This is a genomic window from Solimonas sp. K1W22B-7 (assembly GCF_003428335.1).
Lineage (GTDB): Bacteria > Pseudomonadota > Gammaproteobacteria > Nevskiales > Nevskiaceae > Solimonas_A.
The window spans coordinates 1,078,947-1,094,483 of the sequence record NZ_CP031704.1; the positions used below are offsets into that span (position 1 = coordinate 1,078,947).

The 15,537-nt window shown below is 66.7% G+C and carries 11 protein-coding genes; 10 read left to right on the forward strand and 1 reads right to left on the reverse strand.

Features of this window, described 5'->3' with window-relative positions; genetic code table 11:
- Positions 1-2: 2 nt before the first annotated feature.
- The 4 genes from D0B54_RS05075 (at position 3) to lpxC (ending at position 4,599) form a co-directional block, all read left to right on the forward strand.
- Entirely contained in the window at positions 3-767 is a 765-nt protein-coding gene (locus D0B54_RS05075) for a cell division protein FtsQ/DivIB (protein WP_162932222.1), read from the forward strand.
- Positions 760-1,995, forward strand: a complete 1,236-nt coding sequence (gene ftsA, locus D0B54_RS05080) for a cell division protein FtsA (RefSeq protein ID WP_117289803.1) — start codon at positions 760-762, stop codon at positions 1,993-1,995. The genes D0B54_RS05075 and ftsA overlap by 8 nt, the downstream gene beginning before the upstream one ends.
- A gap of 217 nt (positions 1,996-2,212) precedes the next feature.
- Complete coding sequence (gene ftsZ, locus D0B54_RS05085) at positions 2,213-3,436, forward strand: cell division protein FtsZ (RefSeq protein ID WP_240433551.1); 1,224 nt, start codon at positions 2,213-2,215, stop codon at positions 3,434-3,436.
- 239 nt (positions 3,437-3,675) lie between these two features.
- Positions 3,676-4,599: a UDP-3-O-acyl-N-acetylglucosamine deacetylase gene (gene lpxC, locus D0B54_RS05090; protein WP_117289805.1), complete on the forward strand. Its 924-nt coding sequence runs from the start codon at positions 3,676-3,678 to the stop codon at positions 4,597-4,599.
- 181 nt (positions 4,600-4,780) lie between these two features.
- On the opposite strand, the gene D0B54_RS05095 is transcribed toward lpxC, so the two are convergent.
- A complete protein-coding gene (locus tag D0B54_RS05095) occupies positions 4,781-5,101 on the reverse strand; it encodes a DciA family protein (protein ID WP_117289807.1) in 321 nt (106 codons plus the stop codon).
- A gap of 8 nt (positions 5,102-5,109) precedes the next feature.
- On the opposite strand from D0B54_RS05095, the gene D0B54_RS05100 reads away from it, so the two are divergent.
- From D0B54_RS05100 to D0B54_RS05125, 6 genes are all read left to right on the forward strand, one after another.
- Positions 5,110-6,030: a M23 family metallopeptidase gene (locus tag D0B54_RS05100; protein WP_240433552.1), complete on the forward strand. Its 921-nt coding sequence runs from the start codon at positions 5,110-5,112 to the stop codon at positions 6,028-6,030.
- A 187-nt stretch (positions 6,031-6,217) separates the two neighbouring features.
- Entirely contained in the window at positions 6,218-8,989 is a 2,772-nt protein-coding gene (gene secA / locus D0B54_RS05105; protein WP_117289809.1) for a preprotein translocase subunit SecA, read from the forward strand.
- 173 nt (positions 8,990-9,162) lie between these two features.
- On the forward strand, positions 9,163-11,811 hold the full coding sequence (locus D0B54_RS05110) for an efflux RND transporter permease subunit (protein ID WP_117289811.1): 2,649 nt from the start codon (positions 9,163-9,165) through the stop codon (positions 11,809-11,811).
- A 139-nt stretch (positions 11,812-11,950) separates the two neighbouring features.
- Positions 11,951-13,141, forward strand: a complete 1,191-nt coding sequence (locus tag D0B54_RS05115) for an acyl-CoA dehydrogenase family protein (RefSeq protein ID WP_117289813.1) — start codon at positions 11,951-11,953, stop codon at positions 13,139-13,141.
- 143 nt (positions 13,142-13,284) lie between these two features.
- Positions 13,285-15,018 (forward strand): FAD-dependent oxidoreductase, encoded by a 1,734-nt coding sequence (locus D0B54_RS05120; RefSeq protein WP_117289815.1) that lies wholly within the window; start codon positions 13,285-13,287, stop codon positions 15,016-15,018.
- Between the two features lie 125 nt (positions 15,019-15,143).
- Entirely contained in the window at positions 15,144-15,488 is a 345-nt protein-coding gene (locus tag D0B54_RS05125; protein WP_117289817.1) for a hypothetical protein, read from the forward strand.
- The last annotated feature ends 49 nt before the right edge of the window (positions 15,489-15,537 follow it).

Genomic DNA, 15,537 nt, shown 5'->3' on the forward strand with positions numbered 1-15,537 from the left:
CGATGAGCGACCTGCGCATGCCGGCGATCAATCTCAAGCCCTTCCTGCTGGGGCTGCTGGGGATGGTCGCGGTCGGCTGCTGCGGCTTGCTGCTGCTGCGCGCCACCAGCAGCCCGGACGTCGCCGAACTGGAAATCCTGGGTTCCTTCGACCGCGTCGCCGCCGCCGACATCGAGGCTGCGCTGCGGCCGGAGCTGGACCGCGGCTTCCTGGCGCTGCCGCTGGCCGGCGCGCGCGATCGCCTGGCGGCGCTGCCCTGGGTGTCGCGCTCGCGCGTCGAGCGCATCTGGCCGGGCACGCTGCGCGTGCGCATCTGGGAGCGCGAGCCCTTCGCCCGCTGGAACCAGGATGACCTGGTGGACACCGAGTCGCGCGTGTTCACGCCCAAGGCCGAGGAGATCCCCGGCAAGCTGCCCTTGCTCGGTGGTATCCCCGGGCACGAGCGCGAGGTGATGGAGACCTACCAGCGCCTGCAGGAACGCCTGCGCGAGACGCCTTTTGCGTTGTCGGCGCTGAACCAGGACGCACGCGGCGAATGGACCGCCCGCACCCGCGACGGCATCGAGCTGCGCCTGGGCCGCGGCACGCCGGACGAGAAGCTGGACATGCTGCTGGGCGCGGTGCTGCGCAAGCTGGCGGAAGAATTGCCGCAGGTCGGACATATCGACCTGCGCTACACCAACGGGTTCGCGGTGGGCTGGCGGTCGCAGCCGCAGCCGCAGCCGCAGCCCAACAACGCGGTGGGCGGGAGCGAGAAGAATGGCTAAGCGCGAAGTGCGCAATCTGCTGGTCGGCCTGGACATCGGCACGACCAAGTGCGTCGCCGTGATCGGGCAGGTACTGCCCGAGGGCGGCGTCGACATCGTCGGGCACGGTGAGCATGCCTCGCGCGGGCTCAACCGCGGCGAGGTGGTCAACATCGACGCCACCGTGCAGGCGATCCGCCGCGCGGTGGAGAACGCCGAGCACATGGCCAACTGCCGCGCGCAGTCGGTCTACGTCGGCCTGTCCGGCCAGCACATCCAGTCCGGCAACTCCCTGGGCCTGGCGGCGATCCGCCAGCGCGAGGTCACCGAGCGCGACGTCGACGCCGCGATCGAGACCGCCAAGGCGATCCCGATGCCGGCCGACCGCCGCATCCTGCATGTGATCCCGCAGGAATTCGTGATCGACGGCCAGCGCGGCATCCAGGACCCGGTCGGCCAGTACGGCGTGCGCCTGGAAGCCAATGTCCACGTCATCCACGGCAGCTCCAGCTCGATCCAGAACCTGTCGAAGTGCGTCGAGGCCTGCGGCCTGCGCGTCGACCGCCTGATCCTGCAGCACCTGGCGGCCGCCGAGGCCGTGCTGCTGCCGGACGAGCGCGAGGCCGGCGTCTGCGCCCTGGACATCGGCGGCGGCACCAGCGACATCGCCGTGTTCAAGGGCGGCGCGATCCGCCATACCGCGGTGCTGCCGGTGGCCGGCAACCACGTCACCAACGACGTCGCCATGGCCTTCCGCATCCCGGCGCAGCAGGCCGAGGAGATCAAGATCCAGTTTGGCTGCGCCATGCCGCACCTGGCGGCGGCGCACGAGGAGATCGAGATCCGCGGCGTCGGCGAAGGCTCGCGGCGCCTGTCGCGCCTGACCCTGGCCGAGGTGATCCGTCCGCGCTACGAGGAGCTGTTCCGCTTCGTGCGCAAGGAGCTGCAGCGCAGCGGCTGGTACGACGCGATCCCGGCGGGCGTGGTCCTGACCGGTGCCGCGGTGCAGATGCCCGGTGTCGCCGACCTGGCCGAGGAAGTGTTCGAACTGCCGGTGCGCCTGGGCGTGCCGCAGCACGTCAGCGGCATCGACGAAGTGGTCGGCAGCCCGGCTTACGCCACGGCCGCCGGCCTGCTGCTGTATGGACGCCAGTCGCTGCCGCGCAGCGACTCGGCGCGCGGCGGCAACAGCGGCGGCGCGGGTTTCGCGCTGCAGCGCATCGGCGAGTGGCTGAAAGGCAATTTTTGAGGGCGCGGAAAAGCGCAAAGCCGGTCACAGGCCGGCAGTGATTTTGGAATGGATCGCGACAGATTGTTGTTGACATTGGCACTGTGTTGAATTATTTTCATTTTTAGTAAAAAGAACAGATTCAACACAGTCCTTGCGGTGTCGGCAGCATGATCGGCGCGGCGTTATTTGAGACTCAGGCAACGGTCAGCAGCGTCGCAAGACGCAGGAGCACGATATGGGCGCACAGACGCGGGAAATCTTTGAATTGATGGATGGCCAGAAGAAGCGCGCGGTCATCCGCGTCGTGGGCGTTGGCGGCGGCGGTTGCAACACCGTCAACCAGATGGCCCAGGCCGGCATCGACGGCGTCGAATTCATCGTCGCCAATACCGACCGCGACCACCTTGAGCGTTGCGTGCCCACCGGCCAGCTGCAGATCGGCGCGGGCATCACCCGCGGCCTCGGCGCCGGTTCCGATCCCGCCGTCGGCCGCCAGGCCGCCGAAGAGGACCGTGATCGCATCCGCGACCTGATCGAGGGCACGGACCTGCTGTTCATCACCGCCGGCATGGGCGGCGGCACCGGCACCGGTGCGGCGCCCGTGATCGCGCAGGTGGCCAAGGAACTCGGCATCCTGACCGTTGCCGTGGTGACCAAGCCCTTCATCCACGAGGGCAAGAAGCGCATGGCCACGGCGCTCAAGGGCATCGACGAACTGCGCCAGTTCACCGACTCCCTGATCCTGATCCCCAACGAGAAGCTCGGCCTGGTGCTCGGCACCAAGATCACCGTGCTGAACTGCTTCAAGTCGGCCAACGACGTGTTGCAGAACGCGGTCCAGGGCATCTCGGAGCTGATCACCCGCCCGGGCCACATGAACGTCGACTTCGCCGACGTCAAGACCGTCATGTCCAACCGCGGCATGTCGATGATGGGCATCGGCTACGCCTCCGGTGAAGGCCGCGCGCAGAAGGCCGTCGAGATGGCCCTGTCCAGCCCGCTGCTCGACGATATCGAGCTGCACGGTGCCCGTGGCCTGCTGGTCAACGTCACCTGCGATGAGAGCCTGACGATGGAAGAGTGGGAGTACGTCAACTCCCGCGTCTACGAAATCGCCTCGGACGAGGCCGACGCCAAGTGCGGCATGTCGGTCAACCCGAACCTCAACGGTGAGCTGCGCGTCACCGTCGTCGCCACCGGCCTGGCCGGCGGCAAGGCGGTGTCGATGGCGGCCCCGGTGCCCCAGCAGCAGATGCCGGTGCTCAACCCGAAGGTTGCGCAGTTCATCAAGCCGGTGGAGCAGCCGATGGCGCCGCAGCCCATGCAGGGTCGCGTCACGCCGGAACTGGGCTATCCGCGCCAGCAGCAGAAGGTGGCGGTGGGCGGCGGCTCGTCCTTCCCGCTGCTGGACGACGATATCCTCAGCATCCCGGCCTTCCTGCGTAACCAGGCCGACTGAAGCGCCGGCTGAAGCCGGCGCAGAGGGTGGATCGTCGTCAGTAGACGGCAGTGAAAGCAAAAGCGGCCCTTCGGGGCCGCTTTTTTGCGTTATTGGCCGGCTATTCCAGTCATCTGCGGTTAAGCCGGCCCCTGGGGCATGGGTTGTTTCCTGCTATCCATCTACTAACTACGGTCATCTGCGATAAACTGCCCGGTCAGAACAGCCCGCAAGGGCTCAGCCGGGATTCAACCCTATCCATGGTTCGCCAACGCACACTCCGCCAGTCCGTCCGCGCCAGCGGCATCGGCCTGCACTCGGGCCGCAAGGTTTACATGTCGCTGCTGCCGGCCGGGCCGGACACCGGCATCGTGTTCCGCCGCACCGACCTCAGCCCCATCGTGGAAGTGCCGGCACGCGCCGAACTGCTGCGCGAGGCGGTGATGTGCAGCACCCTGGTCCACGATACCGGTGCCAAGATCATGACGATCGAGCACCTGATGTCGGCCCTGGCGGGCCTGGGCATCGACAACTGCATCGTCGAGCTGTCCTCGCCGGAAGTGCCGATCATGGATGGCAGCGCCGGCCCCTTCGTGTACCTGGTCCAGAGCGCCGGTATCCACGAGCAGAACGCGCCGAAGAAATTCCTGCGCATCCGCCAGCCGGTGCAGGTGCAGGACGGCGACAAGTTCGCCCGCTTCGAGCCCTACGAGGGCTACCGCCTGAGCTTCGGCATCGAGTTCAAGCATCCGGTGTTCAAGACCAGCAGCCAGTCCTCGGTGGTGGATTTCTCCACCGCCAGCTACATCAAGGAAGTCAGCCGCGCCCGCACCTTCGGCTTCATGCGCGAACTGGACCAGCTGCGCTCCAACAACCTGGGCCTGGGCGCCAGCCTCGACAATGTCGTGGCCCTGGACGAGTACCGCGTGGTGAACCATGACGGCCTGCGCTACGACGACGAGTTCGTGCGCCACAAGATCCTGGATGCGGTCGGCGATCTCTACCTGCTGGGCTACGCCGTGCTGGGCGCCTACACCGCCTACAAGTCCGGCCACGCGCTCAACAACAAGCTGGTACGGGCGGTGCTGGCCGACCAGTCGGCCTGGGACATCGTCACCTACGACAACGAGCAGTCGCCGCCACCGATCGCCTTCGCCCGCGGCAGCCTGGCCTCGGCGGCCTGAACGCCGTTAGTTACTATTGTCTAGCGCCGTTTTATTCGACATAAATAAACAGAATTTAGCGGCCTGAAACGGGATTCGCTGGTAATTCTGCCCCATTCCGCACGCTATTCCCCCCGGGAATGACCCTTTGTCGGGTCGCTGACTTGCGGCTTCCGTCACACGACACGTACACTGGGTCACATCAGAGTGCGTGTTCAGGCTTGACTTTTGCTTCCGTTTTCGTGCATCCGAGCGAGAAGCGCTGGTTCAACCACGCCAGCAACGCCGTGCTGCGGTAACGCAGTGGCACCAGCGCGGCAGCGGAATTCGCATGGATGACGAGCGTCTCACCGCGGACATTGGCAACCCGGATCAGGGCGACCCAGGGTTCTGCGGACCAGGAAGGGAGAGCGCGGTTCATATCGGCAATCAGGCGCGCGCGGTCGAGCAGGCCACGCAGCTCGGCGGGTTGTTGCCGTAGCCAGTCGCCGATGGGTTTGCCGTTGTTTTTTTGGGGGTTCATACCGATTCATGGACATTATAGTCGTCAACCGCGGGCGCACCACGCGCCTGAAGCTCGATCGTCGCAATGTCTGGCTGTGGATTCCCATGGTGCTGGTGACCGGCGTGTTTTCCACCGCGGTGTTCTTCGCCGGCTATGCCAGCCATGGCCAGCGCGGCGTGCTGCCGGAGCGCCTGGTCGCCGACTGGGCCAATGAGGTCCAGACCCAGCGTGCCGAGCTCAAGCAGGCCCGCGCTGCCGCCGAGGAAGATGCCAACGCCCTGGCGCGCCGTATCGCCCTGCTGCAGGCCCACATGCTGCGGCTCAACGCCGCCGGCCAGCGTCTTACCGAGATCGCCGGCCTGGAGCAGGGCGAGTTCGACTTCGCCCAGCCGCCGCCGATCGGTGGTCCCGAGGAAGCCGAGGTGGAGGGCAGCGGCCTGACTACCGTGCTCGGTTCGCTGGACGATTTCGAGCAGCAGCTCACCGACCGCGAGCGCCAGTTGCGCGTGCTGGAAGACCTGCTGCTGGCCAGCCGCCTGCAGAAGCAGACCCGTCCTTCGGGCTGGCCAGTGGAGAACGGGTGGATTTCCTCCCTGTTCGGCTGGCGCTCCGATCCGTTCACCGGCCGCACCACCATGCACGCCGGCATCGACTTCGCCGCCCGCGCCGGTGCCGACGTGATGTCCGCCGCCGCCGGCGTGATCAGCCAGGCCGGCCCGCACAATGGCTACGGCAACCTGGTCGAGATCAACCACGGTAACGGCTATGTCACCCGCTACGGCCACAATAGCCGCATCCTGGTGAACGTCGGCGACCGCGTCCTCAAGGGCCAGCGCATCGCCCTGGTCGGCTCCACCGGCCGCTCCACCGCCCCGCATGTCCACTTCGAGGTGCTGTTCAACGGCGCCGTGGTCAATCCGCAGGAGTACATCCAGGCCGCTCACTGAGCGCTGGCGGATCAAATCCGGCGCAGGCCCTTGGGCCTGCGCCTTTTTTTTGACCTGGACCCACCCGCGCCGGGGCTTGAAAAGGCTCCCGCTGGCCCCAGTCAGGCATAATAAACGTCTGTTTTCCGATATCCCGCTCGACCCCGCCGTAGCCCTGCAAGCCCCGGCTCTTCCTACGAAAAACTTTATGGCTAACAATCTGCTGGCTCGCATCTTCGGGAGCCGGAACCAGCGCATGCTGAAGAAGCTCGAGGGCCTGGTCCGCCAGGTCGGCAGCCTGGAGTCGAAGTTCGCCGCAATGAGCGATGCCGAGCTGGCGGCGCAGACCCTGCGCTTCCGCGAGCGCCTGGCCAAGGGCGAGAAGCTGGAGGCGGTGCAGCCCGAGGCCTTCGCCCTGGTCCGCGAAGCCGGCAAGCGCGCCATGGGCATGCGCCACTTCGACGTGCAGCTGATCGGCGGCGCCGTGCTCAACGACGGCAAGATCGCCGAAATGCGCACCGGTGAAGGCAAGACCCTGGTGGCGACCCTGGCGGCCTACCTGAATGCGCTGCCCGGCAAGGGCGTGCACGTGGTCACGGTCAACGACTACCTGGCCAAGCGCGACTCCGAGTGGATGGGGCGCATCTACCGCTTCCTGGGCCTGTCGGTGGGCGTGGTCGTCTCCGGCCAGAGCTCGCAGGAGAAGCGCGAGGCCTACGCCTGCGACATCACCTACGCCACCAACAACGAACTGGGCTTCGACTACCTGCGCGACAACATGGCGTTCTCGCTGGCCGACAAGGTGCAGCGCGGCCAGAACTTCGCGATCGTCGACGAGGTGGACTCGATCCTGATCGACGAGGCGCGTACGCCGCTGATCATTTCCGGCCCCACCGACGACGACCCGGAGCTGTACCGCAAGATCAACGCCATCGTGCCGCGGCTGGTACGTGGCGAAAAGAACTCCGACGACGAAGAGGGCACCGGCGACTTCGCGGTCGACGAGAAGGGCAAGCAGGTCCACCTGACCGAGGTCGGCCACGAGAAGGTCGAGGACCTGCTGCGTGCGGCCAAGCTGCTCGGCGAAGAGGACAGCCTCTACGACGCCGCCAACATCATCCTGATGCATCACCTCAACGCGCTGCTGCGCGCGCACAACCTGTACAAGCGCGACGTCGAGTACATCGTGCGCGGCGGCCAGGTGATCATCATCGACGAATTCACCGGCCGCATGATGGCCGGCCGCCGCTGGAGCGACGGCCTGCACCAGGCCATCGAGGCCAAGGAAGGCGTCAAGATCCAGCAGGAAAACCAGACGCTGGCGTCGATCACCTTCCAGAACTACTTCCGCCTCTACAACAAGCTGTCCGGCATGACCGGCACGGCCGACACCGAGGCCTTCGAGTTCCAGAGCATCTACAACCTGGAGGTCGTGGTCATCCCGACCAACCGCCAGATGCTGCGCAAGGACCATGGCGACCTGGTGTTCATGAACACCAAGGACAAGTTCGCCGCCGTGATCTCCGAGATCAAGGAGGCGCATGCGCGCCAGCAGCCGGTACTGGTCGGTACCGCCAGCATCGAGACCTCCGAGCTGCTGTCGGGTCTGCTGAAGAAGGAAAACATCACGCACGAGGTGCTCAACGCCAAGCAGCACGAGCGCGAGGCCGACATCATCGCCCAGGCCGGCCGTCCGGCCGCGGTGACCATCGCCACCAACATGGCCGGCCGCGGCACCGACATCGTGCTCGGCGGCAACCTGGAGTCCGAGCTGGCGCTGCTGCCGGAAGAGGACAGCGCTGCCCGCGAGGCTGCGCGCGCCGAGTGGAAGCGCCGTCATGAGCAGGTCCTGCAGGCCGGCGGCCTCTACGTCATCGGCTCCGAGCGCCACGAGTCCCGCCGCATCGACAACCAGCTGCGTGGCCGTTCCGGCCGCCAGGGCGACGCCGGCGCCTCGCGCTTCTACCTGTCGCTGGACGACACGCTGATGCGCATCTTCACCCCGCCGCGCATGCGCGCCATGCTGCAGGGCCTGGGCATGCAGGAAGGCGAGGCCATCGAGCACCGCTGGGTGTCGCGCGCCATCGAGACAGCGCAGCGCAAGGTCGAGGCGCACAACTTCGACATCCGCAAGCACCTGCTGGAATACGACAACGTCGCCAACGACCAGCGCAAGGCCGTCTACGAACTGCGCGACGAGCTGATGGGCGCCGAGCGCGTCAGCGCCATGGTCGAGGAGATCCGCCCCGACGTGGTCAGCGCCGTGATCGACGTCCATGTTCCGCCGCAGACCATCGAGGACCAGTGGAACGTCGACGGCCTGACGGAAGCCTTCAGGCGCGACTTCAACCTCGACCTGCCGGTGCGCAAGTGGCTCGACGAGGAGCAGGACCTCAACGAGAAGAAGCTGCGCGAGCGCCTGCTCGAGAAGGTACGCGAGGGCTACGCCGCCAAGAAGCAGCAGATCGGCGACAGCGTTCTGGAACACTTCGAGAAGGCCATCATGCTGCAGGTGCTGGACAACCTGTGGCGCGAGCACCTGGCGGCGGTGGACTACCTGCGCCAGGGCATCAACCTGCGCTCCTACGCCCAGAAGGACCCCAAGCAGGAGTACAAGCGCGAGGCCTTCGGCATGTTCAACGACATGCTGGCGCGCTTCAAGCACGACGTCATCTCCATGCTGGCCCGCGTCCGCATCCAGTCGGAGGAGGAAGTGCAGGCGATCGAGGAGCAGCGCCGCCAGCAGGCCGAGCGCGAACTGCAGTTCCAGCACGCCGCCGCGCCCGACGTGGCCGGTGGCAGCGAGGAGCCTGCGGTGGAGCCGCCCCAGGGCGGGGCCCCGCGCCGCCTGGAAGCCGTCGAGCCGGCGCCGTCGCGTCCCGGCACGGTGGTGCGCGACATGCCCAAGGTCGGCCGCAACGATCCTTGCCCCTGCGGCAGCGGCAAGAAGTACAAGCAGTGCCACGGGCAGCTGGTCTAGCCCTGAAAGCGTCGTAGTCTTCGTGGGAGCGGCTTTAGCCGCGATGGGTTGGTCATCAAGACAACCCATCGCGGCTAAAGCCGCTCCCACATTCGTTTCGGTGCCTACTGCAAACGTACGGAGTCAGCCCCCGCCAGGGTCGTTAGCGTAGGCAAAATCCCGGAAAACCCGCCATGCCGCTGACCGCCCAGTCCATCATCCGCTTCGTCGAGCCGGCGCTGTACGGCCCGCGCGGGCGTCGTGTCAGCGTCACGCTGCTGGCGTTGATGACCCTGGCGATGCTGTGGCAGGCACTGCAGCTCAAGCCCGACGCCAGCTTCGACAAGACCGTGCCGCTGCAGCACCCCTACATGCAGGTGCTGCAGCGCTACCAGGAAGACCTCGGCGGTGGCGCCAATGCCGTGCTGGTGGCCCTGGTGCAGGACCAGGGCGACATCTACAACCCCGGGTTCATGGCCAGCCTCAAGGCGGCGACCGAGGAAGTGGAGTTCATTCCCGGCATCGACCGCGCGCGCCTGTCCTCGATCTTCACCCGCAACGTGCGCTACCTCGAGGTGGTGGACAGCGGCTTTCGCGCCGAGGATGTGATCCCGGCCAACTACCAGCCGACGCCGGAGATGCTGGCCGGCATCCGCGTGGCGGTGGGCAAGGCCGGCGTGATCGGCCGCCTGGTCAGCCAGGACCAGCGCGGTGCGATGGTCTATGCCGAGGTGCTGGAGCGTAACCCCAGCACCAATGCGCGCACCGACTACCAGCGTGTCGCCCATGGCCTGGAGAGCGACGTGCGCGGGCGCTTCATGAGCCCGGACAAGTACCTGCTCAAGCTGAAAGCGGACCATGGGCCGTTCAAGGCGGGGCAGGTGCTGGCGGAGCGCTACGCCGAACCGGGCTGGCAGCTGTGGTTCCAGCACATCGACACGCCGTCGCAGGACGAGAACGGCCAGCCGGTGGTGCTGCAGATACCGGGTCGCCTGCTGCAGGCCGAGCGCATCGCCAACCCGCAGTACAACCCGCACGTCACGGTGCACATCGTCGGCTTCGCCAAGGTCATCGGCGACGTCACCGACGCCACCCGCAGCGTGGTGTTCTTCTTCGCCCTGACCGTGCTCGGCACCTTCCTGGCGCTGCTGCTGTACCTGCGCGACCTGCGCCTGGCCTGGCTGCCGCTGGCCTGCTCGGTGGTGGCGGTGACCTGGGAAATGGGCCTGCTGCACACGTTCGGCTATGGCCTGGATCCCTTCGCCATCATGGTGCCCTTCCTGGTGCTGGCGATCTCCACCTCGCACGGCGTGCAGTACGTCAACACCTGGGCCGACCAGGTGGTGCAGGGCGAGGCGCCCTTCGAGGCCTCGCGCTCCACCTTCCAGCGCCTGTTCATCCCCGGCAGCATCGCGCTGATCACCAACGTCGCCGGCTTCCTCACCATCGCCCTGGTGCCGATCGGCGTGATCCGCGAGATGGCGGCCAATGCCTGCCTGGGCATGTTCGCGGTGATCGTCACCAACAAGGTGATGATGCCGATCTGGCTGTCGCGCCTGCGCGTGGCCGACCTGGAGAGCTTCCGCGCGCGCCGCGCACAGCTGGCGCGCAGCGGCGAGGCCTTGTGGCAGCGCATGGCGGTGATCACCACCGCCCCGGTCGCGGCCGCGCTGCTGCTGGTCGCGGCGGTGGTGCTGGGCGGCAGCTTCTGGCTGCAGACGCAGCGCATCATCGGCGATGCCCAGCCCGGCGTGCCGGAGCTGCGGCCCGACTCGGTCTACAACCGCGATTCGCGCATCATCGCCGAGAACTTCACCATCGCCACCGACATCCTCACCGTGGTGGCCGAGGCGGATTCCTGGGACTGCATCGAGCCGGAGCCGCTGGGACAGGTGGATCGCTTCGCCTGGCATATGCGCAACATCGAGGGCGTGGCGTCCACGCGCACCCTGCCGGACATCGCCCGCGCGGTGTACTCGGGTTTCTGGGAAGGGCACGTCAAGTTTCGCGTGCTGCCGCGCAACCACGATTCCCTGGTGCTGTCGACCAAGCCGGTGGAAACCTCCACCGGCCTGCTCAACGTCGATTGCAGCGCCATGCCGGTCTACGTCTTCACCTCCGATCACAAGGCCACCACGATCCACCGCATCACCGACGCCGTGGACAGGTTCAACCACGACAACGCCCGCGATTTCTTCGCCGACCACCCGGAGCTGGACCCGGCGATCTGCGAGGACGGCAAGCGCGATGCCGCCGCCCGTGGCGCGGAAGGGCCGTCGCCCTGCCCGGTGCACTTCGCCCTGGCCTCGGGCAACGTCGGCGTGATGGCCGCGACCAACGAGGTGGTGGAGGCCAGCGAGCTCAAGACCGTGCTGTGGGTCTATGTCGTCATCGGCGCGCTGGTGCTGCTGTCCTACCGCTCGTTCACGGGCTTGCTGGTGATCGGCATTCCGCTGTTCCTGGTATCGATCTTCGCCAACGCCCTGATGGCGGTGTTCGGCATCGGCCTGAAGGTGGCGACGCTGCCGGTGATCACGCTGGCGGTGGGCATCGGCGTGGACTACGGCATCTATGTCTACGACCTGCTGCGCCACAAGGTGCTGGACGAGGGCCTGGCCCTGCGCGAGGCCTACGTGGCGACGCTGCGCCAGACCGGCAAGGCGGTGCTGTTCACCGGCCTGTGCCTGGCCGGCGGCGTGATTTCCTGGCTGTTTTCGGCGCTGCAGTTCCAGCGCGACATGGGCCTGCTGCTGGCTTTCATGTTCACCGCCAACATGCTGGGCGCGGTACTGCTGGGGCCGGCGCTGTGCCGTTTCCTGATGCCGGCGGCAAATCGTCGCTAAGCCCCTGTTTTTACGGCTCCGGAAGGCGCTCGGCGGGCTCTAGTCATTTTGGATGATGCTGCGCCTGCGGCCCTGTGTGAGTCTTGCGCCACTACGAAAAGGCCCCCCGCCGGACGGGGCTCGTCAAGGAGATTCATCGATGCAATCCAAGCCCCAGACCGTCACCCCCGAAATCCTGGTCCAGCGCGCCCGCGACCTGGTGCCGGTGCTGGCCGAGCGCGCCGCCCGGACCGAAGCCGAACGCTGCGTCGTCAAGGAAACCGTCGCCGACATGCAGGCCGCCGGCCTGTTCGACGTGCTCAAGCCGAAGATGTACGGCGGCTACGAGATGGACCCGCAGGTGTTCTATGACGTCTGCATGACGCTGGCCGAGGGCTGCATGTCCACTGCCTGGATCTACGGCGTGATCGGCGTGCACAACTGGCAGATCGCCCTGTTCGATCCCCGCGCCGCGGCCGATGTCTGGGGCGGCGGTGACCATTCCGTGCTGATCGCCTCGACCTACATGCCCAAGGGCCAGGTCAAGCGTGTCGAGGGCGGTTTCCAGTTCAGCGGACGCTGGGGCTTCTCCAGCGGCATCGACCATTGCCAGTGGGTGTTCCTCGGCGGCCTGATCTTCCCGGAAGACGGCAAGGGCGCGCCGGAGTACCGCACCTTCCTGCTGCCGCGTTCGGACTTCGAGGTGATCGACACCTGGCACACCATGGGCCTGAAGGGCACCGGCTCCAAGGACATCGTGGTCAAGGGCTGCTTCGTGCCGGAGTACCGCACCCACAAGGCCAGCGACGGCTTCATGGGCACCAACCCGGGCGGCGACACCTTCACCTCCACGCTGTATGACCTGCCTTTCGGCCAGATCTTCGTGCGCGCCGTTTCCAGCGCGGCGATCGGCGGCCTGCAGGGCGCGGTCAACAGCTTCGTGGACTGGGGCAAGGCCTGGACCGGCAACATGGGTTCCAAGACCGCCGAGCAGGGCCCGGCGCAGCTCGCCGTGGCCGACGCCATGCTGGCCGTGGACGAGATGAAGCTGATCCTGCGCCGCAACTTCGACGTGCTGCTGACCAAGATCCGCAGCGGCCAGCCGCTGGACCTCAACGAGCGCCTGCACTACCGCTACCAGGCGGCGCAGGTGGTCGAGCGCAGCGCGCGCCACGCCTACCAGCTGTTCTCGGCCTGCGGCGGTCGCGGCATTTTCAGCGACTTCCCGCTGGTGCGCTTCTTCCTCGACATCCACGCCGCGCGCGCGCACTACGCCAACAACCCGGACATCTTCGGGCGCAACTACGGCGGCGTGCTGCTGGGCCGCGACAACACCGACTTCTTCCTGTAGGCACAGCAGCGAATCCCCTCTCCCGCTTGCGGGAGAGGGGTAGGGGAGAGGGTTTCTGTGAATCTCTCAAGGTTTCACAGCGCCCTCTCTCCCGGCCTCTCTCCCGCAGGCGGGAGAGAGGAGCACCTCAAAAAGGAAACACCATGAGCAACACCAGCTTCGACCAGCAATTCGATGTCGTCGTCGTCGGCTCCGGCGGCGGCGGCATGACCGCGGCGCTGTGCGCGCAGTCGCTCGGCCTGTCCGCCGTGGTGCTGGAAAAGTCCGACAAGTACGGCGGCACCTCCGCGGTGTCCGGTGGCGGCATCTGGATTCCCAACAACGACGACATCGCCCGCACCGGCGGCAGCGATTCCTACGAGGAAGGCCTGACCTACCTCAAGGAGATCGTCGGCAATGAAGTGCCGCAGAACCGCATCGAGGCCTACCTGAAGAACGCGCCGGAAATGGTGCGCTACATGGCCAAGGTGTTCGGCGTGAAGTATCGCAACGTGCCGAAGTACCCGGACTATTATTCCCACAAGCCGGGCGGCAAGAATGGCTGGCGCTCGATGGAGCCGGTGGATTTCGATGCCGCGCTGCTCGGCCCGGAGTTCGACCGCCAGCGCGAGTCCTTCAAGGGCACGCTGCTGATGGGTCGCGTCGCCATGAGCCAGGTCGAGGCGCATACGCTGTTCTCGCGCGGCCCGGGCTGGATTTTCCTGACGATCAAGATGCTGCTCAAGTACTGGCTCGACATCGGCTGGCGCCGCAAGACGCACCGCGACCGTCGCCAGGTGCTGGGGCAGGGCATGGTGTCGGCGCTGCGCTACGCCATGCTGCAGAAGAACGTGCCGCTGGTGCTGGAAGCCGGCATGGAATCGCTGATCCAGGAAGACGGCCGCGTGGTCGGCGTCAATATCGTGCATCGCGGCCGCAAGCTGCGCTACGGCGCCCGCAACGGTGTGATCCTGGCCTGCGGCGGCTTCGAGTCCAACCAGGACATGCGCGAGAAATACCTGGCGCAGCCGACCAAGGTGGAGTGGACCGCCGCGCCGCCGATCAACATGGGTGACGGCATCCGTGCCGGCCAGTCCCTGGGCGCCGCGACCAGGCTGATGGACAAGGTCTGGGGTTCGCCCACCGTGCGCAAGCCGGGTGCAGACCAGCAGATCACGCTGTTCGTCGAGCGCGGCATGCCGGGTTGCGTCGCCGTGAACAGCAAGGGCAAGCGCTTCGCCAACGAAGCCGCCGCCTACCCGGACTTCCGCGACGCGATGTACGCCGACCAGGCCAAGGGCAACGGCTGCGTGCCGGCCTGGCTGGTGTTCGACGCCACCTTCCGCTACAAGTACCCGATGGGCATCTTCCTGCCGGGCCAGATCGAGCCGGACTCCAAGCTGCCGGCCGACTGGCTCGACAAGGTCTACTACCGCGCCGACAGCATCGACGCGCTGGCCGCCAAGATCGGTGTCGACAAGGCCGGCCTGGCCGAGACCGTGGCGAAGATGAACGGGTTCGCCAAGACCGGCGTCGATACCGACTTCGGCAAGGGCAGCATCCCGATCGACCGCTACTACAGCGACCCGAGCGTCAAGCCCAACACCTGCCTCGGTCCCATCCTGAAGGCGCCGTTCTACGCCGTGCCCATGTACCCCGGCGAGATCGGCACCAAGGGCGGCCTCGACGTCGACCCGAAGGCGCGCGTGCTGCGCGAGGACGGCAGCGTCATCGCCGGCCTCTACGCCATCGGCAACACCTCCGCCGCGGTGATGGGCAGCACCTACCCGGGCGCCGGCTCCACGCTGGGCCCGGCGATGACCTTCGGCTACATCGCCGCGCAGGACATCGCGGCGTCCGCCAAGGCAGCGCAGCCGAAGATTGCGGCCGCAGCCTGAAGTGCCTGCGACAAGAGCCCGGCTTCCGCGAGGAGGCCGGGTTTTTTTGTTGCCCGCTTCACGCGCCGCAGGCCCTGGGCTTAACCTAGCACCCCTGTTCTCCCACCCGGAAAACCGGAGTCTTCGTGAAACTGGCCTGCCTTTCCCTGTTCCTGGTGCTGTGGGCGGCGGCGCTGCCGGCGCATGCCGCCACGATCTACACCGCCGACCAGCTCAAGCTGATGATCCCGCTGGGCCACTATCCCGCCGAAGGGCCGGTGGCCAAGCGCGAGAACCAGAAGATGAGCTGGGCCGACTGCCTGACGCGTTCCGCCGAGGTGGTCAGCTCGGCGGTGGTCAGTTTCCCGGCGCTGCGCCTGGTGGACACGCCGAAGCTGCGCACCACCAAGATCTGGACGGCCGACGCCAGCATGACCATCAGCTGCCGGGTGGAAGGCCGCATGGAACTGAGCCGCTCGCCCTACAGGTAGCTGCCACCGCCCGAACAGGGCTAGTCTGTAGGCAGGCCCCAAGGGAGTG